The sequence below is a fragment of the Bradyrhizobium sp. WCU1 genome (assembly GCF_053474805.1).
The window spans coordinates 4,816,188-4,840,999 of the sequence record NZ_CM130280.1; the positions used below are offsets into that span (position 1 = coordinate 4,816,188).

Below are 24,812 nucleotides of genomic sequence, written 5' to 3' on the forward strand. Positions count from 1 at the left end.
AGCGCGACATGGCTTACGGCGACCTCGTCGGGCGTGTCGATTTCGATATGACCCGCGCGTCTCCCTTTTCCTACACCTGTCACGCCTGCAAGCGCTGCTGCAGGAACAAGGCGATCCGCGTCAATCCATATGAGGTCCTGCGGCTGGCGCGGCGCTTGGGGCTCTCGACGACCGAGTTCATCGAAAGCAAGACGGAAGCCGGCGGCACCGTCTTGCGCTCAGCGGAAGACGGCAATTGCGTCTTCCTGAACGATCGAGGTTGCTCCGTGCATCCGGACCGTCCACTCGCGTGCCGCATCTACCCATTAGCCCGCTGGGTGTCGGCCGAGGGCGAAGAGTCATTCGGAGGACTTGCTCCGCACCCGCAGACGGAGGGCGTGTACGGCAACGCAGGCACGGTCCAGGACTACCTCGACCAGCAGGGCGCCGAACCGTACTTCCGAAACTCGGACCGCTACGGCGTGCTTTACGACAAGATGCTCGCCATCCTGGAGAAGGCGGCCCCGGGCGAACTCGATCGGCGGCAGGAGCGGCGCGAGGAGATCGATGAACTTCCGTCGGGCTCGATCGGTTCCGCCTTCATGGACATCGACGCCATGCTCGGGGCTTGCATGCAAGACGGTCCGGACGAGATCGTCGAGCGCCACATCCGAGCGGTCGAAAATTGGCTGGACTCCATCGACGGAGAAATCCTCGCCAAGGCGCCTCAAAGCCCCGGACTTCAAGAGGGCGATCGCCGCAGGCGGTCGATTTTTCTCGATCGCAAAGGCACATGAAATTTGGAGCGCACGATGGAGCTTGCTCATCGTGCGCTGGTTGTCGTCCAGGCGGCCGGCTGCTTAGCGAAATCCTTCGCGCCATCCCCGAACTTCGCGGGCTGTGCTGTCCGAGCGTGTCCAGAAGTTTGCCCTGGCCGGCGTCGCTGCACGTTTGAATGGTCCAAGACAAACATCGCGACGATTATGGGGGCGGAGCGGGTAGTCTTGAGATGGTACATGCGGGGAGCGCGGCACTGGCAGGTTTCGGCCCATGGCGCGTTGTTCCTAGGAGCAAGGCTGGTTACCGAAAGCAGTTGGTGCTAGATGAACTCGCTGCTTTGGCTCATTGACGTGGCTGCTTGATGAGTTGATTCCACTCTAAATGATCGGCTCTCGTTCGATAGCAGTTCTGACGACTGGCTGGTCGACGTAGCAGGCGAGTTGCTCAGAAGCCTGTTGTACATTGGCGAACTCGCGGAGTTCACGGAACACGAGGAGTCAGGCGGCTATGGACACTTGGCGTGGGGCTCACGTACGGCGCTTGCGCAGCTTGCTCAGAATAAAGCAAGATCATCTCGCCACACTGATGAATGTTACGCAGACTACAGTATCTCGATGGGAGAGCGGCGCGATCCGGATGTCTGAAAGGCAATATGAAGTTGCCTTAAGTGTACTAGGAGCGCGGTCCCCTGGCGCGGACCGCGCAATTCGGCGGCTCGTCGAGGGGTCGTCGTTGAGCATCCATCTCATTTGTGACTGGACACACAGGCTCTTAGCCGCCTCGCCATCGCGGTACGGCGAGTGGCGTCTCTCTCCTGGGGATGTCATAGGTCGATCTCTGCTCCGATATGCGTCTACGGAGATTCTTTCAGCTGACGAAGGACTGCGCGAGAAAGGGTGGTATGACGCTCCGTCTAGCGCGGTGTCTATCGAGACCGGCTCGAACTTTAGGCTGGACGTGCCGATTCCGCCCAGCACGGTGCTCTGGGAACGGCTTTGGCTTGCCGACGGCAGTGCGGTCCGCCTGGTTTCGACAATTCAGCACGAGCACGTCCGCGCATAATTTATGCGCTATGTTCACTCGCGACAACGATACAATGGATGTTGAGGTGTGTATGACTGCCGAGCCGTGGCTTCTACCGGAAGCTGCGGACCTTTAAAGCGGGCGATGTAAGCGATGGCGGTTCTAGTAACGGGAAGCGCGGGGCATCTTGGTGAAGCTTTAATGCGCATTTTGCGGGAATCAGGTCGGCCCGCCATTGGCGTCGATATGAAGCCGTCACCTTATACCGACGATGTGGGATCGTTAACCGACAGGGATTTCTTGCACGCTCTCTTCCGCAGAGGAGTTCGGTGGGTCATCCATGCTGCGGCATTGCACAAGCCGCATATCGTGACGCATTCTTATCAGGATTTCGTGGACACCAATGTGACCGGAACGCTCAATTTGCTCGAAGGTGCGAGCGAGACGGGCGTCGAGAGTTTCGTATTCACAAGCACCACAAGCGCCTTCGGATCAGCGTTGACACCGTCCCCAGGCATGCCTGCATCCTGGATAACTGAAGAGGTTGTTCCCATACCAAAGAATATTTATGGCGCGACGAAACTTAGTGCCGAGCACCTCTGCGAGGTGTTCGCGTCTAGGCGGAAGTTGCCAACGATCATTCTAAGAACGTCGCGATTCTTTCCCGAGGACGATGATTCTCCTTCTGTCCGCAACCACTTTAGCCGCGACAATGCGCAATTGAACGAATTGCTCTATCGCCGCGTCGATCTAGACGACGTCGTGCAGGCTCATCTGCGGGCTTTAGAACTGGCGCCGCAACATAGTTTTGGCCGGTTCATCGTCTCCGCGCCGACACCCTTTAGCAAGGGCGATCTTGACGAGTTACGGCGCAACCCTGGTGCCGTGGTTCGCAGACTGTTCCCCGAAGCTGAACGGGTCTACGCCGCAAGGGGTTGGTCGATGTTCGACGAGATCGATCGCGTCTACGTGAGCGACCTCGCGGCCGAGAGGTTGAAGTGGACGCCGCGATGGGACTTCAACCGAGCATTGAAACTTCTGCAGAACGGCGAAGACTTTCGCAGTCCTCTGGCCCGTACCGTCGGCAGCAAAGGCTATCATGACAGGGAGTTCCAAGAGGGACCCTATCCTGTTGGGCCTCAGTAGCAATTTCAGCATACTTGGTCCACTTGATACACGGGAGGCACGCCGGTTTGAGCAATGGCTTTTGCCTCCACGGGAGAAGAAGTAATATCTCTCTGCGATGACGCATCGCCGGGCTTTTGAAAAAGTGATTCACTTCTCTCATCATGTACTCGATCTCAGCATCGGAGATGGCGACATCTTCCGGTCTTCCGTTCCACGGCTCGTCTGTTGTGCCGATGACGGTGTAATCGTCTTCGTATGGAAAGCATTCCATCAGGCGACCGTCGCTGGTCTGAAGCGGCACGACACCTAGCGTATCCGAAGAAATCCACTGCGAGCAGCTGGTGTGCCGGCCTCAGCGAGGCCGCATGGTTTGTCATGGCCAATTGAAGGAAGCGAAGCGATGGGATTTGGAATGAAGTTGATTGCGTCGACGACGATGTGTCTTCTGCTTGGTGCCGCGCACGCATCGGCATCCGAGAAACTCAAGGCGGTCGACCTCGCGGCCGGCAAGAGAGGCGATCGAACCCAGTTTCGTGACATCAGGGATTTCTGCGGCACGAAACCGATGAGGACAAGCCGGTGGTGGCTTTCAAGATCGGCCGCTCCGAGGCCGGCGCCAAGGCGGCAGTGTCGCACACCGGCGCGCTGGCCGGCTCGGATCGGATGTACATGCCTCGTGGACCGCACGCGCTGCTTGCCGGATTTCCACCTACCTTGTTGCAGGTGAGTGCGATCGAGACGCTCGCCTATGACAGCCGGAATTTCGCAGCGCGGCTCGTGGACGCCGGCGTTCGGGTCAATCTGAGCATCTGGCCGGAGCTTCCCCACGTCTGGCACGCTTTTCTCGGCTTGTTTCCCGAGGCGATCGAGGCGTTGCAGGAGATTGCAGCGTTCGTGAACGGGGGCATCGATCGCTGAACGGTTGCGCGCCCGTCTGGCCGTTCCCACCGTCGGATCTCTGGCGGATCGCGTGGGGGTCGACTAACAAGGCATCTGTCGAACGATGCAGGACAGCTGCCATGTTTGAAGGATTCGAGCGTCACGATGTCGAGACCGAAGGTGCGACGATCGCCTCGTTCGTAGGCGGGAGCGGTCCTCCCTTGCTTCTGCTCCATGGATACCCGCAGACCCACGTCGCCTGGCATCGTATCGCCCCGGTCCTGGCGCGCGACTACACCGTGGTCGCCACCGATCTGCGGGGATATGGCGACAGCCGCGGTCCGCAGCATGTCGATGCATCGGCTTACTCCAAGCGGACGATGGCGCGCGATCAGCTCGCGGTGATGAAGCAGTTCGGTTTCGATCGCTTCGCCGTCATCGGGCATGACCGCGGCGCGCGGGTCGGGTACCGGTTGGCGCTGGACCATCCCGGAGCGGTGCAGGCTTTCGTATCGCTGACAGTGATCCCGACCAGCGAGGTCTGGGCGCGCGCCGGCAGGGATTTTGCGCTCGGCGCCTATCACTGGCTGCTGTTCGCGCAGCCCTATGACCTGCCCGAACGGCTGTTGAGCGGCGATCCGGATTTCTTCCTGGACTGGACGTTGCGAAGAATGGCCAAGGATCTCGTTGCCCTGTCGGATGAGGCCCGCGCCGCCTATCGCGAAGCATTTCGCCGGCCCGAGGTACGACACGCGATGATGCAGGACTATCGCTCCGGCGCGAGCCTCGACCATGAGCATGATCTTGCCGATCGCGCCGCCGGGCGAATGCTCGATTGTCCTGTGCTGGTGCTGTGGGAGCAGGGCCGCTTTGGTGAGACGGATACTCCGCTCCAGATCTGGAGGAGCTGGGCTGTCGATGTCGATGGTCGGGCTATTCCGGGCGGCCATCTTCAACCGGAAGAGCAGCCTGAGGCCGTGCTCGACGCCGTCAGTTCATTTTTCGCACGCAAGCTCGGGTGACCAAGCGAAGGCGGTGATCGAGGCGTCGGGATCACCGGTCGAGCCAGGCGTCGGAAAAATCCCCCGCGGTCAGGTCGACGCTGTTGTAAAGATTGCGCACGCGCGCATTGCTGACGAGGGTTGTCTCCAGCGCTACCAGTGGCAAGGCTGGCAGATCGTCACTGGCGATCTTCTGGATCTGCCGGAATTGATCCGCGCGCCGCGCTTCGTCGCGCTCCGTGGCTGCCTGCCGGAACAGCTCATCAACCGCCGGGTTATTGTAGTGGGCCGCGTTGACATAGGGCAGCGGGTGCTTGATTCCGTCCGACCAGTAGATCCGCTGCACGCCGACCGTCGGGTCGAACAGCAGGCCGAGCCCGTTGAGGTTGATGTCGAAATCACGGTCGTAATAGACCCGCTTGATGAAGGTGCCGAGATCGCCGTCGAGGATGTCGACGCGGATGCCGGCACGGCCGAGGGCGGACCGCAGGTAGCCGGCAGTCGCCTTGAATGCGGCCCCCGGAATGAAGGTCAGCCTCAGTGCAAACCGGATGCCGCCGCTTCCGCGCTTCAATCCCGCCTCATCGAGAAGGCGATTGGCCTCGTCGAGATTGAAGGGATGGTCGAAGCTCGTCGGGTCGAAGTAGGATGAAAGCACTTCGGGAATCGGCGAGCGGATCCGGCTGGCATAGCCGTAATAAATCCACTGCCGGATGAAATCGCGATCAATCGTGCGCGCGATGGCGTGCCGCACGGCGCGTTGGGCGAGGTATTGGTTGTCGAGGCTGAACTCCAGCACGGCGGCGTTGTTGAGATAGGCGTCTCGCTGAGACGAGACGACAAGCTTCCCGCCCTCTGCCAGCCGTTTCACATCGCCGAGCGAAATGCTGCCGCTGGTGTCGGCTTCTCCCGTCTCAAGCGCCGTGGAGGCCGCGGCCGGATCACCAACGAACTTGACCACCACCCGATCCAGAAAGGGCCGCTCGGGCCGCCAATATTGTGGGTTCCGGCGCAGGCTGACGTGGCTGCCACGTTTCCATTCCTCGAAGATGAATGGACCGGTTCCGATCGGCGCGTTGTTGTTGGCGCTGCCGTCGAGATTATCGGGCTGATAGGCGTGACGCGGAACGATCGGCGATTCCGCAGCCGCGAGCGCCTTCAGGAAGTAGGGTGTCGGCTTCGACAGCTTCACCACGGCGGTCAGCGCATCGGGCGTTTCGACACGATCGAGATTGGCGAAGCTGATCCGGCCACGCGGCCCGGCCTTTTGCAGCGCTTGCAGCGAAAACTGGACGTCGGCGGACGTGAAGTCGGCGCCATCGTGCCATTTGACGCCGGGACGCAAGGTGAAGTTATATTCGAGTCCGTCTGCACTCGACTTCCAGGCCGTCGCCAGAAGTGGACGTGGTATGAAATCTGCATCGTAAGCCAGCAGACCCTCGGTGATTTTGGTGCTGATATTGCGGGTCTGTGTGTTGGTGTCGAGCAAGGGAACGAGCGTTCGCGGTTCCCCCTGTGTGACGACAGTCAGCGTCCCGCCACGCCGCGCTTCGGCCGCGAGCGCAGGCGAGCCGGCGAGCGGAAGCGCGAGCACACCGGCCCCCGCCTTCAGGACACTTCGCCGATCAATAAGACCGCGGATACGATCGTCAGTCGTCACCATGTGCCAAGCTTTCCATTGTTGCGTGTTGAAGGCGTGCGGCCTGTTTGCGCAGCGTCGCCAGGATCGATCGTTTCAGCTCACCGAACGAGCGCATCGCGATGATTTCCTGATAGGCGCGTGGACGGGGATAGGGGACGATGATCTCTTCGACGATCCGGCCAGGACGGCCGCTCATGATGGCGATGCGGTCCGACAGGAACAGCGCCTCCTCGATGTCGTGCGTGACGAACAGGACGGTGGAGCGGCGCTGCTCGCGTGCGGCCAACAGCAGCTCTTGCATTGCGAGTCGAGTCTGGGCATCAAGCGCCCCGAATGGCTCGTCCATCAAGAGGAGCAGCGGCTGCGATATCCAGGCGCGGGCGATCGCGACGCGCTGGCGCATTCCACCGGACAGCTCATAGACGGCATGATGCTCGAAGCCGCGCAGGCCCATCATCTCGATCAGCTCCTGCGCCCGTGGCCGATATTCGGACGCCGGGCGCCCGGCCAGACGCGATGCGAAGGTGATGTTGTCGATGACGGACAACCATGGGAACAACGTCGCTTCCTGAAACACGATGCCGCGATCGGGGGACGGGCGTCCGACCGGCTTGCCATCGATCGTCACGCGGCCGCGCGTGGGTTGTTCGAAACCCGCCAGCAGGTCGAGCACGGTTGATTTGCCGCATCCGCTGGGTCCCAGCAGGCACACGAATTCGCCTTCCGCAACGCCAAGCGAAAGTCCGTCGAGCGCGACGGTCTTGTGTCGGCCGCGCCGGTCTTCAAAGCGCTTCTCGACGTCTTCAAGCACGATCAGTGGAGAGGTCGTCATCTCAGGCGCGCCCTGACCAAGGGGCCACCCAGCGCTGCAGCCCCACCAGCGCCAGGTCCAGCGCGTAGCCTGTGCCGCCGAGCATGACGATGCCGAGCATGACGACGTCAGTGCGCAGATAGGAGCCGGCGTTGACGACCATCCAGCCGATCCCGGCGTCGGAGGCGATCATCTCGGCCGCGATCAGGGTCGTCCAGCCTATCCCGAAGGACAGGCGCAGCGTCACGAACAGCTCGGGCAGGATGTGGGGCAGGATCACGTAGCGAAACAACGCCAGGCCGTGAGCGCCTAGCGCCCGGCCGGCGCGGATCCGTTGTCTCTGTACGGTGCTGACCGCAGCTGCCGTTCCGACAATGATGCTGAGCGCGGCCGAGATGAAGATCAAAAGAACCTTCGAGGTTTCGCCGATGCCGAACCAGAGGATCACGAGCGGGATCAGTGCGAGCTTCGGGAGCGGCCGCAGGAATTGGACGAAAGGATCGAGCACGGCGCCAAAGCCCGGCGCTGCTCCCATGGCGAGCCCGAGCGGCACACCGACCAGCGTCGCCGCGGCAAACGCGCCCAGAGCGCGGGCGAGACTGAGCGCCAGGTGTTGCCAGAGCGGGGTGCCACGATAGCCGTCCCGCGCCAGATCGATCGCGGTCGTCACGATCTCGGATGGCGGCGGAAGCAACAACGGTTCGACCAGATGAGTCCGCCCGGCGATCTCCCACGCCAGCGTGACGCCGGCGACCGCGGCAAGGCCGATCAGGAAACGACGGCTGGCGTTCAAGACGGGAACGCGCGCCGCAGCAATGCGTAGTTCACCGCAGGGACGAACGAGGCGGGGACGTCGTCGCGTTTGATCTCGCCCGTCTCGGCAAGGAAGGCAGCGGCATCGCCGAGCGCCTTGATGAGCGGTGCATCCTTTGCTGCGGCCGGTCCATCGCCCCAATATTTCGGACCGAGCTGATCCTGGAAGGTGGGATAGCGCAGCCCGGCCAGGGTGTCGCGCACGGCTTCGAACGGTGCGCCGAAATCCTTTGCCAGAATCCGCGACACGCCCTCCGGATCGGACCGGTATCGGTCGAACTGCGCCTGAACGGTCTGCAGCCAGGCCACCACTGTCTCGGGGAATCGCTCGGCGAATTCGCTCCGCACCACGGCGCTGTTCCAGACAAAGACGCCTGAGGGCTGCAATTGTTCGGAGACCAGCAATTGCCGGCCGCCGTCGGCCAGGAGCTCTGCCCAGAACGGGCCATTGATATAGGTCGCGTCGATGTCGCCGCGCTTCCAGGCGGCGATCGTGTCCGGCTGGCTCAGGGGCAGGCGCTTGATCTTGCCGGCGTCGAGCTTGTTGATACGGATCACGGCCTCAAGCGCGAAGGCCATCGTGGAGGAGGGGGCAACCGCGATGCGCTTGCCCTCGAGATCCCTGAGCGTGGTGATGCCCGCCTTGGCGACGAGCCGCTCGCTGGTGGCGACGATCTCCGGCGAGCCCAGAATTTGAATGGGCAGTTTGCGCGAAAGCCCGGCCACGATCGGCGTGTTACCGAAGATCGCGAAATCGATCTGCTTGGCGGCAAGCAGCGACAGCGCCGGTCCGCCCGATGGGAACGGTACCCACTCGACCTTGACACCAAGCGCCTTGTCGAAACTGCCGTCGGTCTTGCCGACCACCCAGGCCCGCGCCGCCGTCAGATAGCCGATGCGAACGACATCGGGCTTCGCCGTGGTCTGTGCGCGGCTGCGTGCTGCCGTCAGTGACAGCAGGCCCGCGCCGAGGCCCAGTCGCAGCACGTCGCGTCGTCCCGGCCTGCTCGCGCGGATATATGTCGTCATGGTACACCTTCATGCATGAGGCGTGCAGATCGTCATCGCGACGGCGGCGAGTCAATCGCGGCCGAAAAATAAGATATTCGTTTCAGCGTGCCGCGGACGAACGCAATGAATTGCGCTTCCGTCGCACGTGATGAATGAGATTCATTCTTCGGGAAGACGCTGAAGGCAGCGTTGATGAAGTTCGTCGTCTGCGGGCGGAGCAGAGCTGAATCATTCTCAGTTCGCGAACCCATTTGGAATTGACGGCGACAAGCGCGAACGCCCAAATGCGTAAACGCTCGGCGTCACAAAATTCAACTGAAATCCGTTACTCCTCGAAGAAAGTTAACATGAAGCGCTTGTTGTCGTCGCTGCTGGTATCGCTCTCGGCTGCGTGGTTGCGGGCTTCGGCGAAAGAACCGCGCCCGTGCGCCACTTGATCGAGATTCCGCGCGCCACGCATTTCGTCGAAGTCGAGACGGGGCGCGATGTGCTGTTCCGTGAGGTGCAGAGCTTTCTTGACCGCAATTGACCGGTCTTGGGTGACCGATGGCACCGGCTGCGTTCACCGCGTGGAACGTTATCGGTGCGGATGAAAGCATGTCGCCGCGGCGCAATGCGCGAAGTATGGTTTTTCCATTCCGGCGCCCATCTTTGGTTTAGAGTTTCATTGAGTGCGCGCGGAGTTTTTTGCACTATGCGCTACCCCATTCAACAAAGCTGCAAGATCGCACGACAATGAAACATCGCCTGCTCGCACTTATTGCCGTAGTCACGCTCCTTACCGCGCCTGCTTTTGCGGATCAGAAGATCAAGGTCGGAATATCCGGAGGTGATTCCGAGATCGTCTGGGGGAAGGTGAAGGAGATCGCAGCCAAGGACGGACTCGACGTTCAGGTGGTGGTATTCAGCGACTACCTGCTGCCGAATGCCGCACTCGATGCCGGTGATCTCGACGCCAATGCGTTCCAGCACAAGCCGTTCCTCGACAATCAGATCAAGACAAGAGGCTACAAGATCACTCCGGTGGGGGAGACCATCGTTGCGCCGATCGGCCTCTACTCCAAAAAGGTAAAATCGGTCTCCGAGATCGAGGATGGATCATCGATCGGCATTCCGAACGATCCCTCCAACGGCGGCCGCGCGCTGCTGCTGTTGCAGGCTCAGAATCTGATCAAGCTCAAGGATGGGGTCGGCATCCTGCCGACCGTGCTGGACATTATCGACAATCCGAGGAAGCTCAAGATTCGCGAGATCGATGCGGCGCAGCTGCCGCGCAGCCTTGACGACGTCGACGCGGCGGTGATCAACACCAACTATGCCGTAGCGGCCGGGCTGATCCCAGGCAAGGATTCCATCGCGATCGAATCCTCCGTCGACAATCCGTACAATAATTTCATCGCCGTCCGCGAGCGCGACAAGAATGCCCCTTGGGTCGCCAAGCTGGTGCAGGCCTATCAGAACGACACCATCCGACAACTCATCAAGGATAAGTTGCCCGGACAGATCCCCGCGTTTTGAGGCACGAGACGGGCGGATGGATTCATCAATTGGGCGTTTGGCGTTGGCCGTAGGCATAGTGCTCGCCAAGCGGAAGCCCTAAGGCACTGGGTTTCGCGTTCCTGCCGCTTATCGGAAACGTGATGTCGGTTGTTGGCCCCCTTGATGGAGGGCAAGACAACATGTGACGCGAGTGTCGCGTCGACGCTCGCTGAGACACCTGATGGCCCTTGCTTCGTAACTTCGAAGGTCGTGCTCGGCCCCGAGGTCGGCGGACCGAGGGCCCATTCCATTCATCATGGCAAATTTGACATGCAAACGAGCATCTCTTTGCAACACTCTTTCATCGCGAGACTGAAGGACGAAAGCCTTTTTTCGATGCGGCTGATTACAAAGAAGTTCCGTTCGCGCACGGTCGGCTATCGAGCGCGCTTCCCGTAGCCCCCACCCGCGAGCCGAGGAACGGCAATGTCCACGTCCCGACGTCAGATCATCACCAGCGGCCTCGGTCTCCTTGGTACGGCCTTGCTTTCGCCGCGCGTCAGTATCGCCGCGCCGGGCGGCGACGTGCCGAAGGAGTTCAAGGTCGGTTTCCAGAAGGGCGCAGCCATTTTGGTTCTGGGGCGCGAGCAGCAAGTGATTGAAAAGCGGCTGAAGCCATTGGGTGTGGACGCCGTCCAATGGGTGGAATTTCAGTTCGGTCCCCCCATGCTGGAAGCTCTTGGCGCGGGGGCTATCGACATCGGCTCGGTGGGCGACACGCCGCCCATCTTCGCGCAAGCCGCCGGCTCCCCGTTGGTATATGTGGCGTCTACGCCGTCCGCCGAGCACGCCGTGCTGGTGCAACACGATTCGCCTATCGAGACCCTGGCAGAACTCAAGGGCAAGCGTGTCGCCTTCGCCCGAGGTTCCAGCGCCCATAACGTAGCGGTCAAGGCGCTGGCGCTGGCCGGCCTGGGCCTCAAGGATATCGTGCCGACCTATTTGGCGCCGGCGGACGCCACGGCCGCCTTTAACGGCGGTACCATTGATGCCTGGGTGGTGTGGGATCCGTTCTACGCGATCGCTCAGGAGCGCTACAATGCGCGCATTATTGCCGACACCTCCGACAAGCGGCTGGCCAGTTCGTCGTACTACCTGTCGAGCCGTGACTTCGCCGACAAATCTCCCGCTGTGCTGTCGGCTGCGCTGGACGAGATCGGCAAGCTGACGGAGTGGTCCGGCCAGCATCGTGAAGAACTGGCCAAACTGGCCGCTGCCGCCACCAGCATCGACGAGAGATCATGGCGCGCTGCCTTCGCGCGGGCAAGCTTTACCTTCGGTGAGGTGACTTCAGCGCAGGTCGCTCAGCAGCAGCAACTGGCTGACACCTTTTATGAACTTGGCATCGTGCCCAAGAAGGTCACGGTTTCCGACATCGTTTGGCATCAACCCAGGAGCTGACGTCGCCGCGGCGTATCGGCGATGAAATCGGGTGCATCCCTCAGGTGTCCTTCAGGAACATGGGATCGATCTCCATGGACGGAGGTTGAGCGGCACTCATGAATACCGGCTGGATTGTGTGTGATTTGAACTGCCACGAATTGCTGTCGTTCAGCACGCACTCATTGATCAAATCCGCCACCATCATTGGAGGATTTGACTGACGCGTGGATGGATAGGTCAGACCGCCGTAGAACACGATGATGCCTACCACTGTCGCGGAGCGTTCGCTGCTCGACGTGACGTGCAGATTGGTGATCAGGTGCCGCACGGCTTTCACGCCACTGATCGCCAGTCGATCCGCTGCGTTCTCGCCGATTTGACGCGCGCGCCACTCATAAAATGCGCGGATCGCTTCACGTCCCTCAAACCGGTTGTGACCCACGATCTTCACGCCGTCCGGCGTGAAGAAGTCATGGGCCGTGCGCCCGTCGTTGAAGTCGACGTCATGCCAATATGTCACCTCGAGACGATGAAGGGCATGCCAGAGAAGCAGGTCGTCGTGGGGTGTCATCGGCATCCAGGCTACTCCGGAGAGCTGGCGGCTCCGCTGCCGACCTTCATCCGCGAGCGGAACCGATGGAACGCTAGTGCACCGTTGCGAAGGTCGCGAGATCCGTCTCGCCATCGCCCTATGCCCCGACGATAGCATCATGCAGGTGTTCTGCCCGACGTGTCAAACAGCTTGATCCGACACGTTTCCGCGCGCACATGGCTGTTCGTGCAAGCCCTTGATCTGGCTCGGCTCGGTTACTGTGCATGGGGTTGTTTTCGCCGTTTTGGCGAGAAGTCGATTTGCGCCCAGCGCCGCTGCTGCACCGGCGGTCGAAACGGCTCGGCACTGGATCAAGCCCGGGCCTTTCGGCCGCGACACGCACTCGCTCAAGGTGCTGCCCGGCGTCGTTCGCTCGGGCTGCTCCGACCGGCAAGTTGATTGATACGGCGACGTTGGCTGATCCTGCAGAGTGCACCCCGAAGACCGGCGCAGGCTTTCGCTGTTCGACCGCCGTTTCGTGTCACGTCGGCGCAGCATCGGATTGTCGGCTTCGCATCGTGTTGGATCGATTTTATCCATCAACGATGCGGCATCGCGAATTATTTTTCAAACTTCGCCTGCGGACAATGTGTCGATCGTTTGCATGTTGCGCTCACGCGCAGCCACGACTTAGATCGCACTGCAACAGAAGAGACGCCTGCAAGAAATGGCTGATGCGCTGACGTTCGCCATCTTCCCGATGGGGAATGTTCGATGCGCCGGCGATGCAGGTACTGGAACATAAGTGCAGGTGATGCGAATGAAGAACAATAGTTTGCTCGTAAGCGGGATTGCCGTTGCGTTGCTGGGGATAGGCGCGGCGCAGGCCGCAGATCAGCCGGTCTCCGGTGGGGCGTTGACATGGGGTGTCACGACCGAGCCATCCTGCTTCGATCCCCACCGCTCATCGCAGCAAGCGGCGTTCTTCGTCGCGCGCAACTATATCGACTCGCTGATCGCGAAGAAGACCGACGGCACTTTCGCGCCATGGCTCGCCACGGAGTGGTCGATTTCAGCGGACGGCAAGGAATATACCTACAAGCTCCGCGAGGACGTCGTTTTCCACGACGGTGAGAAATTCGATGCCGCGGCGGTCAAGGCGAATTTCGACTTCATCTTCAAGCCGGAGAATGCGGCGACCGCGGTCTCTCTTCTGCAGACTTTCGATCACGCCGAGGTGGTCTCGCCCTACGTCGTGAAACTCGTCTTGTCCAAGCCGGACTCGAGCTTCCTGGAATCGACATCGAACGTGAAGCTGGGACTGATTTCGCCGAAGGCGCTGGAGAAGGGTGATTTGTGCGGCGGCGGGCGCGCATTGGCGGGCACTGGTCCGTTCATCTTCGAGGGCTACACGCGCGGTCAATCCGCGGTGTTCGTTCGCAATCCAGCCTACAAATGGGGACCGGGGAACGCGGCCCATGACGGCCCGGCCTATCTGGATCGCGTGACGTTTCGATTCCTGCCCGAATATGCCGTGCGCACCGGCGCTTTGACGTCCGGGCAAGTTGACCTGATCGAGGGCGTGCAGCCGACCGATGCGCCGCTGTTTGCAGAGCAGCCGGACTTCAAGCTGCTGACCGGGCCATCCGGCGCCAGCACCTCCTTCACCTTCAACATTAATTATACGCGTCCGCCGGCCGACGATGTCCGCGTGCGTCGGGCGTTGCGCGACGGCTTCGATCTCGAGCCGATCGTCAAGCAGGTCTACCTGGGAACGGTGCCGCGTGCCTGGTCGATCATCGGGCCTGCCAATCCTGCATACAACAAGGCGCTCGTCGGCTCTTGGGGCAACGACATCGCGGGAGCCAACAAGCTGCTCGATGAAGCCGGCTGGACCGGCCGCGACTCCGAAGGGTTTCGAACCAAGGACGGCAAGCGGCTGTCGATCGAGGTCGGCTATCCCCAACCTTATGTGCGGGACAATCGTGACATCCTGATTCAGGGCGTTCAAGCGTCGCTCCGCAAGAATGTGGGCCTCGATCTGAATTTGCGGCTCATCACGGCCGGCGAGTATGCCAAGAACAACGCCAACGGCACCTGGACGATCTACCCGAACACGGACAATCCCTCTGATCCGGCGCGCGAACTCTGGGACATGCTCGGCTCGAAGGGATTCCTGTATGCCAACATCTCCAATCCGGATCCCGAGATCACCCGCCAGATCGATGAAGCGCTTGCGTCGACTGATCCGGTACGCAAACGGGAGCTGACGGATGCGGTCCAGAAGCGTGGCGTCGATCAGGCCTTTATCGTGCCGCTGTTTGCGCCAAGCTGGTTCCTGGCGGCCAAGAGCACCGTCAACGGTTTGAGCTTCGAGGCTGGCCTCGACTCGCCGTCCAGTGCTTACGACTTCTGGATCGCAAAGAAGTAGGGCAGACGGATGTGGTCTCGTATCATCTCCAGGCTGTTCACCAGCCTGGTGGTCGCCTGGGCGAGCGTGACCGCGACATTCGTCGCGCTCCACGCTCTGCCGGGGCGCATCCAGGATATTCTTGCCGGAGACCTCGAATATCCCGGCCTGCGCGAAGCGATCGCCGCCGAATGGGGGCTGAACCGTACGCTGCCTGAGCAATATCTCGATTTCCTGTTGCGTATCTTTCGCGGCGATTTCGGCACCTCCTACGTGCTACGGCAGCCCGTGATCGAGGTGGTTGGTTCGCAGCTGCTGCCGACGGTCGAGCTGGCCCTGACCGCAGGCGTGCTCGCGGTCGTGATCGCAGGCGGCATCGCGCTCCTGACCGCCGGCCGCGGCAATTTCTCGCGAGAGGTTGCATCACTCGTCGAACTGGTGTTCGCCTCGACGCCGGTATTCTGGCTCGGCATTCTGCTGCTGATGGCATTCTCCTTCAACCTGCGCTGGTTCCCCGTATCGGGCGCCGAGGGGTGGAAGTCGATCGTCCTGCCGTCGATCACCCTGGCGCTGCCGACGGCGGGTCTGCTGACGCAGGTCCTGCGCGAGGCCATGGAGAAGACGCTCGACCAGCCGTTCGTGACGACGGTGCGGGCGCGCGGCGTCGGCGAGTTCATCATCCGGTGGCGACACGTGCTGCGGCATGCCTTGCTGCCGGCAGTGACGTTGGGTGGCTGGTTGATCGGCGGCCTGCTCGGCGGCGCGGTGATCACCGAGAAGGTTTTCGGCCGGCCGGGTCTCGGCACGGTGACGCTCGGAGCCGTGCTTACGCATGATGTGCCCGTGGTGCTGACCGTGGTGCTGCTCGCTGCATTCATTCACGTCGCCGCCTCGACCCTGCTCGACATTCTTTATGTGCTGATCGACCCGAGATTGAGGGCTCAATGACCGCGCCGTCGCACCGCTCATTCGAGCAAGCCGTCCCGCTCGATCGACCTGAGGACCTCGTCGGGTTCGAAACTTCGCTTCCAGTGCCCGCGGTTCGGCGTCGTCCGCCCCTCGCGTTTGTGGTGGCCGTGGCATTCGTGCTGCTCCTGATCGCTGCGGCGACGGCGCCGTCGCTGTTCACCCATTTCGATCCGCTCGTCGGCGATTTCACCGAGGGGCTGAAGCCGCCAGGCTGGGCCCATCTGTTCGGCACTGATCGCCTTGGCCGCGACGTCTTTGCGCGAACCATCTATGGCACCCGGTACTCGCTTCTGATCGGCTTCGGCGGCGTTGCCGTCGGGCTCGGTCTGGGTGTGATTCTCGGGATCATCGCCGGCCAGCGCAATCGGATCCTCGATGAATCCGTGTCGCGTCTGTTCGACATGCTGTCGTCCTTTCCGGGTGTGTTGCTTGCGATGTTGATCGTCACCTTCCTCGGCCAGGGCATGCTTAATATCGCGATCGCAGTCGGGATCGCCGGCATTCCCAAGTTCGGCCGCGTGGTCCGGGCGCAGACCCAATTGGTGCGCGACGCGGATTACGTGACACAGGCAACAATCTATGGATTGAGCCAACGGCAGGTGTTTCTGCGCCACGTATTGCCCAATGTGCTGGTCGCCATTCCGATCATCGCGACCGTCTATATCGGCAGCACCATCCTGATCGTGTCGGGCCTGAGCTTCCTGGGTCTCGGCCCGCAGCCGCCGACGCCGGAATGGGGCGTCATGCTGGCGGAGAGCCGCGACGTGCTGCGGGTCGCGTGGTGGCCGGGCGTGTTCCCGGGCCTTGCGATCACGGCCACGGTGATCGCCTTCAGTGTGGTCGGCAACTTCCTGCAGAAGAAATTCGAGGGGCGGATGGCATGAGCACCGGTCAATCCGCGCCCGAGCTAAAGGCTCCGCTGGTCGAGATCCTGGGCCTGAATGTGGGCTTTGCCGGCGCAAATGCCGACAGGCCGATCGTGATCGACGTCGATCTGACGATCCGGCCCGGCGAGTGCGTCGCACTGGTCGGTGAGTCCGGCTCAGGCAAGAGCGTGACCGCGCGAAGCCTGTTGAACCTCGCTGGAGAGGGGGCCACGACAACCGCCCGTCGCTTCGAGATCAAGGGCCGCGATGTGCGCGGCTATCGGGAGGCCGACTGGCGCAAGCTGCGTGGAACGGTCACCGGTCTCGTCATGCAGGATGCGCTGGTCTCGCTCGACCCGTTGCGCACGATCGGACAGGAGGTCGCCGAAGTGATCTCCAGTCACGGGATTCTGACCGATCCCGGATCGATCCGGGAGCGAACGCTGGACACGCTGCGCAGGGTCGGCATTCCCAATCCGGCGGATCGCGCCATGCAGTATGCGCATCAACTTTCGGGCGGATTGCGCCAACGTGCGCTGATCGCATCGGCAATCGCCGCCAATCCCGATCTGATCATTGCAGACGAGCCGACCACGTCTCTCGACGTCACCGTGCAAGCGCAAGTCCTGCAAGTGCTCGCGGAACGAATCCGCGACGGTGCGGGCGTATTGCTGATCAGTCACGATCTCGCCGTCGTCGCCGGAATCGCGGACCGGGTGATAGTGATGCGTGACGGCAGGGTCGTCGACAGAGGACCGACCCACGACGTGCTGACCCGGCCACGACACTCCTATACGCGGCAGTTGATCGCGGCCGTTCCGTCGGTCCGCTCACGCGGAGCGCGGCTCGCGTCGGCGCGAATTGAGCTCGCGGCAGTGAACGCCGGAAACGGAGATACCGTTACGATCACGCGTGAGCCGTTGCCGTCCCGCCGCGAGGCCGGCGAGGTGGTTCTGGAGGTCGAGATGATTTCCAAGAGCTACATTTCGCCCAAGGCGACGGGGCGTGTCCGTTCGACTGTGCTGCAGGACGTCAGCTTCGACGTCAGGGCGGGCGAGGTCGTCGGCATCGTCGGCGAGTCGGGTTCGGGCAAATCGACCTGCGCCAAGATCGTTCTCGGCCTGCTTTCACCCGATCAGGGAGAGGTGCGGTTGCTCGGTCGCCCCTGGTCGACTGTCTCGGAAGCAGGGCGGCGGCCGCTTCGGCGTAAGCTGCAATATATTCCGCAGGATGCGCTCAGCAGTTTCGATCCCCGCTATCGCGTTCAGGACATCATCGCTGAAAATCTCGCGGGCCTGCCGGAGCGCAAGCAGCAGCGTGAACGCATCGTTTCGCTGCTTGAGCTCGTCGGTCTGAGTGCCGAATACCTCGAACGCCGGCCGAGGTCGCTGTCCGGCGGCCAGCGTCAGCGGGTCTCGATCGCGAGGGCATTGGCGGCCGAACCCGCCCTGATCGTCTGCGACGAGCCGGTGTCGGCGCTCGATATCTGCATCCAGGCTCAGGTGCTGGACCTGCTTGCGGAGTTGCAGTCGAAGCTTGGCATGGCGCTGCTCTTCATCTCGCATGATCTCGGCGTGATCGAACATCTGGCCGATCGGGTGCTCGTTTTCCACGACGGTCGCGTGGTTGAGCAGGGCACCGTCGAGGCGGTGCTCGGACATCCGCAACAGCCCTACACGCGGGCGCTGCTCGCCGCAGTCCCGGATATCCAGCGTGGATTGACCGCCCGGGCGCAAGTTGCCGGCGCAATCGTCGCCGGTCCTGCTCAAGGGACAGAAGCCGCAACAGGAGGATAGCGATGACGCAGATCGATCAAGCCTGGGGCAGTGGCCCGTCGTCACGATATGAAGACCTTGCCGAACCCTTTCGGCCGTTGTTCCGCTCGATCAAGGACACCGCCGTCGCGCGCGATCTTGAGCGGCGCCTGCCCTATGACGAGATCAAGGCGTTGCGCGCGGCTGGCTTCACGACCGTGCGGGTGCCGGACGAGTTTGGCGGTGCCGGCGCGACGCTGCCGGAGCTGTTCAACCTGCTGATCGAACTGTCGGAGGCCGACTCGAACGTCACCAATTCGCTCCGCTCGCATTTTGGCTTCACGGAGGACGTGCTCAACTCGGCCGATCCAAAGCGCCGCGAACTGTGGCTGCGCCGCATCGGCGAGAAGACCCTGTTCGGCAATGGGCACAGTGAGGTCGGCGACAACAAGCTGCAGGCGTTCTCGACCACTGTTTCCAGCAAGGACGGGCAGCTGGTGCTCAACGGCCGCAAATACTACACGACCGGCACGCTGTTCGCCGACTGGATCAACATCGCGGCCCAGCATGAGAATGGCGAGCCGGTCGGTGTCGTCGTTTCCCGCCATTCGCCCGGGGTCGAGGTGCTCGACGATTGGGACGGCTTTGGCCAGGCGCTCACGGCGAGCGGCACGACGATCTTCAAGGATGTTCCGGTCGAGGGTAACCAGGTCATTCCGGTGACCGCACGGTTCAAATATTCCAATCCATTCTACCAACTGGTGCACCTTGCAACACTCGCGGGCATTGGGCGTGCCGCGGCCAATGACGTTGCGCATCTGGTCAAGCAGCGGACGCGGGTTTTCAGCCACGGCAACGCCGATCGCGTAGCGGCGGACCCGCAGATACTTCAGGTGGTGGGCAGGGTACGCGGCAACGCTTATGCGGCCGGGGCAATCGTGCTCAAGGTCGCCGAGGCCTTGCAGCGCGCCCATGAATCGCAGCTCTCTCAGGATGAGGATCGAATTGCCGCTGCTGTCGCCATTGCCGAGCTCGAGCTCGATCAGGCCGTCACGGTTGTCTCAAGCCTGATCCTGGAGGCGACCACGATCTTCTTCGATGCCTTGGGTGCATCATCGGCAGCGCGCAATCTGGCGCTTGATCGCTACTGGCGCAATGCACGGACCATCACCAACCATAACCCTCGCGTTTATCGGGATCGCATCGTCGGTGATTTCGCGGTCAACGGAACACCTCCGCCGGGCCAGTACCGGATCGGCACGGCGTAAGACGGCGGCTGGCTGCATCGCCTGCCGAACGACGCGCCTGCGACCGCGACGGTTTTCCTTCACACTGGTCGAGCCGTGGAACGAATGTGTTGGCGATCCGACCTGCGAGGCTCTGTTCATCGTTTTTGTCGCGGCTCGATTGATAAGCAGGTTGTGCGGGCTCACAATTTCGCCGTCGTAGCTTACTCAAGCGAAGGGACTTGCGATGAGCTTCAAGTTCAAGGACGTGTTCACCGGAACCCAGGCTGCATTGGGCGTAGACCCGGCGCAGGCTCAGGCCGCGTTCCATGCGCAGTCGCGCCTCGGTGATGGTGTCAATAGCGCCGTTTCAATCCGCCAGTTTCATGTCGCGGTGGACGAGCCTCCGGGCCTTGGCGGGAATGACACCGCGCCGAACCCGGTCGAATACGTCCTGGCTGCATTGGGGTCCTGCCAGGAGATCACCTACCGGCTCTATGCGGACGCGCTCGGCATTCCGCTTGATGGTGTCTCGGTTCGTCTCACCGGGACAATTGATTTGCGCGGCTTCTTCAACGTGCAACCCGACATCAGAGCGGGCTTTCAGGGGATCGAAGCCGAGGTGATCCTCGACAGCTCAGCCCCGCAGGCGGAGCTGGAGCGTCTCAAGCAGGTCGTCGACGCCCATTGTCCGGTGCTCGATATCCTTCGCAATCCGACGCCTGTGCAGCTTTCGCTGCGGCAGGGTTCGTTGAGCGCGGCCGCCGAGTGATTGGACCGCGAGGTTTCGAGCATGACGTTACCCCTGCGATTTGGCGTATGGGCGCTCACCCATGGCAGCTGGGCCTCCCGACATCATCCCAGCGATCCGCCCGATGCGTCATGGAAACGCGTTCGTGCCCAGATCTTGCAGGCCGAAGCGCTTGGGTATGAATCCACGCTGCTTGCGCAGCACATCATCCATCCGAGCGGTGACGACCAGGATCTGCTCGAAACCTGGACCGGCGCGGCCGCCCTTGCCGCGCTGACCGGCCGGATCGAGCTGATTGCCGCGATCAAGCCCTTGCTGGTGCACCCGGTCGTGCTCGCGAAGATGGCGCTGCAGATCGAGAATATCAGTGAGGGGCGGTTCGGCATCAATCTGGTCAATGCGTGGTACCGTCCGGAACTGGAGCGCTCGGGAATTGGCTTTCCCGATCATGACGATCGCTACGCCTATGGGCGGGAGTGGGTCGAGATTTTCGAGCGGCTGACATCCGGCCATCGCGTGGATTTCCGGGGGCAGCACTTCAGCATCGAGGCCTATCAATTGCGTCCGCGCGACGAGTTCCGGCCACGACCGGCGATCTATCTTGGCGGCGAGTCGGAAGCGGCACGGGCGCTCGCGGCTCACGCCGCGGATGTCTATTTCATGAATGGGCAGCCGCTTCAGGATATTCGCGCCCTGATCCAGGATGTCGCCCACAGGCCGCGTATTGGAGCGCCGATCCGCTTCGGGATGTCCGCCTTCGTTATCGCCCGCGAGACGGATGCCGAAGCGGAGGCCGAGCTGACGAAGTTGTTTGCCATCGCGGAGCAAGACAAGCCGGCGCGCGCCCGGTTGGTGGCGAATGCGGATCCCGAAGCGCAGATGTTCAAGACCGCGGCCAAGGAGGCAAGAGTCGGGACCAATGGCGGCACCTCGGCGCGGCTGGTCGGCAGCTATGACACGGTCGCCAGGCGTATCGTCGAGTTCAATGCGATTGGTGTCGAACTCTTCATGCTGCAATTCCAGCCGGTCGACGAGAACATGGCGCGCTTCGCCGAACACGTGATTCCCCGCGTGCGGCACTTGCAGGGCAGGGCCGCAGCTTAGCGGCGTGACACCCTGCGGGTCTCGCCATCGAGGACTTGCAGGGTGTCATTGCATTTCACCGACCGAAACGTTTTCCGCGTCGCGCTGCATCGGCAGCAATCGTCTATTTCGGTAGCGCAATTTGATATGGACACGAAATCATCGCGACCATAACGTTTTGAAGACATCAAAGGCGAAATTGCGCCGTTGATGCGCGAACTTGAACTCAGAAATTTTCGAAGGTAGTCCCGATGAGCTTTCGTCCGTTGCATGATCGTGTGGTGATCCGCCGCATCGAGGAGACCAACAAGACCAAGGGTGGAATCATCATTCCCGACACCGCGAAGGAGAAACCTCAGGAAGGAGAAGTCGTCGCCGTCGGCGGCGGGGCGCGGGATGAAACCGGCAAGCTGCATCCACTCGACGTGAAGAAAGGCGATCGGGTCCTGTTCGGAAAATGGTCCGGAACAGAGGTCAAGATCAATGGCGAAGATCTGCTGATCGCCAAGGAATCCGACATTCTCGGCGTGATCGCCTAGGCCTCGTCATCAACAACACCTCAACGATGTCCAACCGCGCAGTCTTGTGCGCGGCAGGGACAGTCTTGCTCGAAGGACAGTGCATATGGCTGCAAAGGATGTGAAATTCTCGACCGATGCCCGCGATCGCCTCTTGCGCGGCGTGGACACGCTTGCCAACGCCGTCAAGGTGACGCTCGGCCCCAAAGGGCGCAATGTCGTCATTGAAAAGGCGTTCGGGGCTCCGCGGATCACCAAGGACGGCGTGACCGTTGCCAAGGAGATCGAGCTCGAGGACAGGTACGAGAACATCGGTGCGCAGCTTCTGCGCGAGGTCGCTTCCAAGACCAACGACCTCGCCGGCGACGGCACCACGACCGCCACCGTGCTGGCGCAAGCCATTGTTCGGGAGGGCGCAAAGGCCGTCGCAGCAAGCCTCAATCCCCTCGACCTCAAGCGCGGTATCGATCTGGCCGTCGCCGAAGCGATCAAGGACATCGAGAAGCGGGCGCGAAAGGTCCAGTCCTCCGAAGAAGTCGCCCAGGTCGGCACGATCTCGGCGAACGGCGATGTCGCAGTCGGAAAGATCATCGCCAACGCCGTCAAGAAGGTCGGCAATGACGGCGTCATCACCGTCGAGGAGGCAAAGAGCCTCGACACCGAGCTCGATGTCGTGGAAGGCCTCCAGTTCGACCGTGGTTATCTGTCGCCCTATTTCGTCACGAATGCGGAGAAATTGCTGGTCGAGTTCGAGGATCCCTATCTTCTGATCCACGAAGCCAAGCTGAATTCGCTGCATCCCTTGCTGCCGGTACTTGAGGCGGTCGCGCAGTCCGGCAAGCCCCTGCTGATTGTCGCCGAGGACGTCGAGGGCGAGGCGCTCGCGACCCTGGTCGTCAACAGGCTCCGCGGCGGACTGAAAGTGGCTGCCGTGAAGGCGCCGGGGTTCGGCGATCGGCGAAAGGCGCAGCTTGAGGATATCGCGGTCCTGACCGGGGGGCAGACGATCTCGGATGAACTCGGGATCAAGCTCGAGAATGTGACACTGTCGCAACTTGGCCGTGCCAAGCGGGTTCGGATCGACAAGGAGAACACGACGATCGTCGGCGGCGCCGGCAAGCGCAAGGATATCGACAGCCGGATCGCCCAGATCAGGGCGCAGGTCGAGGAGACCACTTCGGAGTATGACCGCGAGAAGCTGCAGGAGCGGCTTGCCAAGCTCTCGGGCGGCGTTGCGGTGATCCGCGTCGGTGGCGCGACCGAGGTCGAGGTCAAGGAGAAGAAGGACCGCGTCGACGACGCGCTCAATGCGACGCGCGCGGCAATCGCCGAAGGCATCGTGCCGGGCGGTGGCGTTGCGCTGTTGCGGGCGAAGGCCGCCATCGGCCGGCTGAGCCATGGCAATCCCGACGTGCAGGCGGGGATCAACATCGTGCTCAAGGCGCTGGAAAGTCCGATCCGGCAGATCGCCGAGAATGCCGGCGTTGAGGGGTCCATCGTAGTCGGCAAGATCCTGGAGCAGCGATCGCCGACCTACGGCTTCAACGCGCAGACCGAGGAGTATGTCGACCTGATCGAGGCTGGGATCGTCGACCCGGCGAAGGTGGTGCGAACCGCGTTGCAGGATGCGGCCTCGGTCGCCTCATTGATCGTGACCACGGAAGCGCTGGTCGCCGAACTGCCAAAGGACAAGCCAGCAATCGCAGCTCCCGGGGCGGGGGGAGAGTTCTGAGCAGCCGGCCGTCTCGCCGGTCGATTGATCAGAACGGGACTGTCGCGAGGAGAAACGACCAAACGGCGGCTTTGGTCGGGTCTCCCGCGACAGTCGGCTCCGCCACCAAGGGACCAGCCTTCCTGGCCGCAGCAAGAAGGGAAGACAGTGTCACAGGAGAGCCTGTATCGTTCGTCCAAACTGGGCCGGACATGGCGAGATTTCGCGATTGGCCTGGCGCTCTTCGGGTTGCTTGCCAGAGTATCGCTGGTTTCGGCCGATGAAAGACCGCTCAGGATCGGTCTTGCGACCAGCATATCGAACCAGGCCGCCGAGATTGCGGCGCGCGAAGCCAAGGCGCAGGGCCTGAACGTTGAACTGATCGAGTTCAACGACTGGAATACGCCAAATCGCGCGGTCGCCGAAAAGGAGATCGACGCGAATCTGTTCCAGCACGTTCCATTCCTTGAATTCAGCATCAAGAATGCAGGCTACAAGCTCGTTCCCGTCGCGCCGGCTTTCAGCACTCCATTCGGACTCTATTCCAAGAAATACAAGTCAATCCCGGATCTCCCGGACAATGCCCGGATCGCGATCTCAAGTGATGCCGTGAACACCGGTCGAGCGCTGCTGCTCCTGCAGCGAGCCGGCCTGATCGAGCTCAAGCCGGGGGCCGATCATCGTGCAAAGATCGAGGACATCGTCGCATACCGCAAGCCATTGAAGCTGGTCCAACTCGAAGGGCCGCAGATTGCGCGTTCCCTTGATGACGTTGACGCCGCGGCAACCTATCCGACGTTTGCGAGGCTTGCGGGGCTCGATCCGTCCTCGGGCCTGATCTTCGAGAATGAACCGATTTATGCCTTTCAGTTCGTGACGCGGCCAGAATTGAAGGACGACGCGCGCCTGAGCCGTTTCATCGCGGTCTATCGCGACTCCGAGGCTGTGCATGCCAAGTTGCGCGAGCTTTACGGATCGCTCGTGACCTTCCCGGGGTCGTAGG

General features: G+C 61.8%; 23 protein-coding genes and 1 pseudogene. 18 read left to right on the forward strand and 6 right to left on the reverse strand.

The genetic code is table 11. From position 1 onward, the window contains the following. Positions 1-8 precede the first annotated feature (8 nt). The 6 genes and pseudogenes from ACTUWL_RS22315 (at position 9) to ACTUWL_RS22340 (ending at position 4,811) form a co-directional block, all read left to right on the forward strand. Positions 9-776 (forward strand): YkgJ family cysteine cluster protein, encoded by a 768-nt coding sequence (locus tag ACTUWL_RS22315; RefSeq protein ID WP_021077033.1) that lies wholly within the window; start codon positions 9-11, stop codon positions 774-776. 490 nt (positions 777-1,266) lie between these two features. Next, positions 1,267-1,821, forward strand: a complete 555-nt coding sequence (locus tag ACTUWL_RS22320; protein ID WP_106940077.1) for a helix-turn-helix transcriptional regulator — start codon at positions 1,267-1,269, stop codon at positions 1,819-1,821. A 114-nt stretch (positions 1,822-1,935) separates the two neighbouring features. Further along, on the forward strand, positions 1,936-2,928 hold the full coding sequence (locus tag ACTUWL_RS22325; protein ID WP_035650156.1) for an NAD-dependent epimerase/dehydratase family protein: 993 nt from the start codon (positions 1,936-1,938) through the stop codon (positions 2,926-2,928). Positions 2,929-3,483: 555 nt separating this feature from the next. Beyond that, positions 3,484-3,579: pseudogene (locus tag ACTUWL_RS22330) on the forward strand (hypothetical protein); the annotation flags it as partial. Next, positions 3,574-3,828: an alpha/beta hydrolase gene (locus ACTUWL_RS22335; RefSeq protein ID WP_448214190.1), complete on the forward strand. Its 255-nt coding sequence runs from the start codon at positions 3,574-3,576 to the stop codon at positions 3,826-3,828. The pseudogene ACTUWL_RS22330 and the gene ACTUWL_RS22335, both read left to right, overlap by 6 nt. A gap of 101 nt (positions 3,829-3,929) precedes the next feature. After that, complete coding sequence (locus ACTUWL_RS22340) at positions 3,930-4,811, forward strand: alpha/beta fold hydrolase (protein ID WP_021077036.1); 882 nt, start codon at positions 3,930-3,932, stop codon at positions 4,809-4,811. A 31-nt stretch (positions 4,812-4,842) separates the two neighbouring features. Here the strand turns inward: ACTUWL_RS22340 and ACTUWL_RS22345 are convergent, their stop codons facing one another. The 5 genes from ACTUWL_RS22345 to ACTUWL_RS22365 form a co-directional block, all read right to left on the reverse strand. Then, positions 4,843-6,453, reverse strand: coding sequence for an ABC transporter substrate-binding protein (locus ACTUWL_RS22345; RefSeq protein WP_021077037.1), 1,611 nt, complete (start codon positions 6,451-6,453; stop codon positions 4,843-4,845). After that, on the reverse strand, positions 6,440-7,264 hold the full coding sequence (locus tag ACTUWL_RS22350) for an ABC transporter ATP-binding protein (RefSeq protein ID WP_021077038.1): 825 nt from the start codon (positions 7,262-7,264) through the stop codon (positions 6,440-6,442). The genes ACTUWL_RS22345 and ACTUWL_RS22350 overlap by 14 nt, the downstream gene beginning before the upstream one ends. A 1-nt stretch (position 7,265) precedes the next feature. Beyond that, a complete protein-coding gene (locus ACTUWL_RS22355; RefSeq protein WP_021077039.1) occupies positions 7,266-8,036 on the reverse strand; it encodes an ABC transporter permease in 771 nt (256 codons plus the stop codon). Further along, positions 8,033-9,085, reverse strand: a complete 1,053-nt coding sequence (locus ACTUWL_RS22360; protein WP_021077040.1) for a taurine ABC transporter substrate-binding protein — start codon at positions 9,083-9,085, stop codon at positions 8,033-8,035. Before ACTUWL_RS22360 ends, ACTUWL_RS22355 begins: the two co-directional genes overlap by 4 nt. 307 nt (positions 9,086-9,392) lie before the next feature. Continuing rightward, positions 9,393-9,620, reverse strand: coding sequence for a hypothetical protein (locus ACTUWL_RS22365; RefSeq protein WP_058608420.1), 228 nt, complete (start codon positions 9,618-9,620; stop codon positions 9,393-9,395). Between the two features lie 182 nt (positions 9,621-9,802). Between ACTUWL_RS22365 and ACTUWL_RS22370 the strand changes: the two genes are divergently transcribed. Beyond that, a complete protein-coding gene (locus tag ACTUWL_RS22370) occupies positions 9,803-10,585 on the forward strand; it encodes a MetQ/NlpA family ABC transporter substrate-binding protein (protein WP_021077041.1) in 783 nt (260 codons plus the stop codon). Between the two features lie 447 nt (positions 10,586-11,032). Continuing rightward, positions 11,033-12,007, forward strand: coding sequence for an aliphatic sulfonate ABC transporter substrate-binding protein (locus tag ACTUWL_RS22375; RefSeq protein ID WP_021077042.1), 975 nt, complete (start codon positions 11,033-11,035; stop codon positions 12,005-12,007). A gap of 40 nt (positions 12,008-12,047) precedes the next feature. Here ACTUWL_RS22375 and ACTUWL_RS22380 read toward each other — a convergent pair whose 3' ends face one another. Then, positions 12,048-12,566, reverse strand: a complete 519-nt coding sequence (locus ACTUWL_RS22380; RefSeq protein ID WP_021077043.1) for a nuclear transport factor 2 family protein — start codon at positions 12,564-12,566, stop codon at positions 12,048-12,050. Positions 12,567-13,341: 775 nt separating this feature from the next. Here ACTUWL_RS22380 and ACTUWL_RS22385 point away from each other — a divergent pair. From ACTUWL_RS22385 to ACTUWL_RS22430, 10 genes are all read left to right on the forward strand, one after another. Then, a complete protein-coding gene (locus ACTUWL_RS22385) occupies positions 13,342-14,952 on the forward strand; it encodes an ABC transporter substrate-binding protein (protein ID WP_021077044.1) in 1,611 nt (536 codons plus the stop codon). A gap of 9 nt (positions 14,953-14,961) precedes the next feature. Beyond that, the gene (locus ACTUWL_RS22390) at positions 14,962-15,879 is read left to right on the forward strand and encodes an ABC transporter permease (protein ID WP_021077045.1); all 918 of its coding nucleotides are present in this window, start codon (positions 14,962-14,964) and stop codon (positions 15,877-15,879) included. Between the two features lie 122 nt (positions 15,880-16,001). Continuing rightward, complete coding sequence (locus ACTUWL_RS22395) at positions 16,002-16,784, forward strand: ABC transporter permease (protein ID WP_199196584.1); 783 nt, start codon at positions 16,002-16,004, stop codon at positions 16,782-16,784. Then, a complete protein-coding gene (locus ACTUWL_RS22400) occupies positions 16,781-18,562 on the forward strand; it encodes a dipeptide ABC transporter ATP-binding protein (RefSeq protein WP_021077047.1) in 1,782 nt (593 codons plus the stop codon). The genes ACTUWL_RS22395 and ACTUWL_RS22400 overlap by 4 nt, the downstream gene beginning before the upstream one ends. Positions 18,563-18,564: 2 nt before the next feature. Then, entirely contained in the window at positions 18,565-19,788 is a 1,224-nt protein-coding gene (locus ACTUWL_RS22405) for an acyl-CoA dehydrogenase family protein (protein WP_021077048.1), read from the forward strand. Positions 19,789-19,993: 205 nt separating this feature from the next. Continuing rightward, positions 19,994-20,518 (forward strand): OsmC family protein, encoded by a 525-nt coding sequence (locus ACTUWL_RS22410; protein ID WP_021077049.1) that lies wholly within the window; start codon positions 19,994-19,996, stop codon positions 20,516-20,518. Between the two features lie 21 nt (positions 20,519-20,539). Further along, a complete protein-coding gene (locus ACTUWL_RS22415; protein WP_021077050.1) occupies positions 20,540-21,601 on the forward strand; it encodes an LLM class flavin-dependent oxidoreductase in 1,062 nt (353 codons plus the stop codon). 230 nt (positions 21,602-21,831) lie between these two features. Beyond that, positions 21,832-22,119, forward strand: coding sequence for a co-chaperone GroES (groES, locus tag ACTUWL_RS22420; RefSeq protein ID WP_021077051.1), 288 nt, complete (start codon positions 21,832-21,834; stop codon positions 22,117-22,119). Positions 22,120-22,204: 85 nt separating this feature from the next. Beyond that, a complete protein-coding gene (gene groL, locus ACTUWL_RS22425; protein WP_021077052.1) occupies positions 22,205-23,830 on the forward strand; it encodes a chaperonin GroEL in 1,626 nt (541 codons plus the stop codon). Positions 23,831-23,977: 147 nt separating this feature from the next. Next, positions 23,978-24,811, forward strand: a complete 834-nt coding sequence (locus ACTUWL_RS22430) for a MetQ/NlpA family ABC transporter substrate-binding protein (protein ID WP_021077053.1) — start codon at positions 23,978-23,980, stop codon at positions 24,809-24,811. Position 24,812: the final 1 nt, after the last annotated feature.

Excerpts from the sequence above, each read along its gene's own strand:
- ACTUWL_RS22350 (WP_021077038.1), bottom strand. The coding sequence starts at position 7,264 with ATGACGACCTCTCCACTGATCGTGCTTGAAGACGTCGAGAAGCGCTTT.
- ACTUWL_RS22320 (WP_106940077.1), top strand. The coding sequence starts at position 1,267 with ATGGACACTTGGCGTGGGGCTCACGTACGGCGCTTGCGCAGCTTGCTC.
- ACTUWL_RS22410 (WP_021077049.1), top strand. The coding sequence starts at position 19,994 with ATGAGCTTCAAGTTCAAGGACGTGTTCACCGGAACCCAGGCTGCATTG.
- ACTUWL_RS22340 (WP_021077036.1), top strand. The coding sequence starts at position 3,930 with ATGTTTGAAGGATTCGAGCGTCACGATGTCGAGACCGAAGGTGCGACG.
- ACTUWL_RS22360 (WP_021077040.1), bottom strand. The coding sequence starts at position 9,085 with ATGACGACATATATCCGCGCGAGCAGGCCGGGACGACGCGACGTGCTG.
- ACTUWL_RS22415 (WP_021077050.1), top strand. The coding sequence starts at position 20,540 with ATGACGTTACCCCTGCGATTTGGCGTATGGGCGCTCACCCATGGCAGC.
- ACTUWL_RS22325 (WP_035650156.1), top strand. The coding sequence starts at position 1,936 with ATGGCGGTTCTAGTAACGGGAAGCGCGGGGCATCTTGGTGAAGCTTTA.
- ACTUWL_RS22345 (WP_021077037.1), bottom strand. The coding sequence starts at position 6,453 with ATGGTGACGACTGACGATCGTATCCGCGGTCTTATTGATCGGCGAAGT.
- groES (WP_021077051.1), top strand. The coding sequence starts at position 21,832 with ATGAGCTTTCGTCCGTTGCATGATCGTGTGGTGATCCGCCGCATCGAG.
- groL (WP_021077052.1), top strand. The coding sequence starts at position 22,205 with ATGGCTGCAAAGGATGTGAAATTCTCGACCGATGCCCGCGATCGCCTC.
- ACTUWL_RS22375 (WP_021077042.1), top strand. The coding sequence starts at position 11,033 with ATGTCCACGTCCCGACGTCAGATCATCACCAGCGGCCTCGGTCTCCTT.
- ACTUWL_RS22400 (WP_021077047.1), top strand. The coding sequence starts at position 16,781 with ATGAGCACCGGTCAATCCGCGCCCGAGCTAAAGGCTCCGCTGGTCGAG.
- ACTUWL_RS22315 (WP_021077033.1), top strand. The coding sequence starts at position 9 with ATGGCTTACGGCGACCTCGTCGGGCGTGTCGATTTCGATATGACCCGC.
- ACTUWL_RS22385 (WP_021077044.1), top strand. The coding sequence starts at position 13,342 with ATGAAGAACAATAGTTTGCTCGTAAGCGGGATTGCCGTTGCGTTGCTG.
- ACTUWL_RS22390 (WP_021077045.1), top strand. The coding sequence starts at position 14,962 with ATGTGGTCTCGTATCATCTCCAGGCTGTTCACCAGCCTGGTGGTCGCC.
- ACTUWL_RS22370 (WP_021077041.1), top strand. The coding sequence starts at position 9,803 with ATGAAACATCGCCTGCTCGCACTTATTGCCGTAGTCACGCTCCTTACC.
- ACTUWL_RS22335 (WP_448214190.1), top strand. The coding sequence starts at position 3,574 with ATGTACATGCCTCGTGGACCGCACGCGCTGCTTGCCGGATTTCCACCT.
- ACTUWL_RS22380 (WP_021077043.1), bottom strand. The coding sequence starts at position 12,566 with ATGCCGATGACACCCCACGACGACCTGCTTCTCTGGCATGCCCTTCAT.
- ACTUWL_RS22405 (WP_021077048.1), top strand. The coding sequence starts at position 18,565 with ATGACGCAGATCGATCAAGCCTGGGGCAGTGGCCCGTCGTCACGATAT.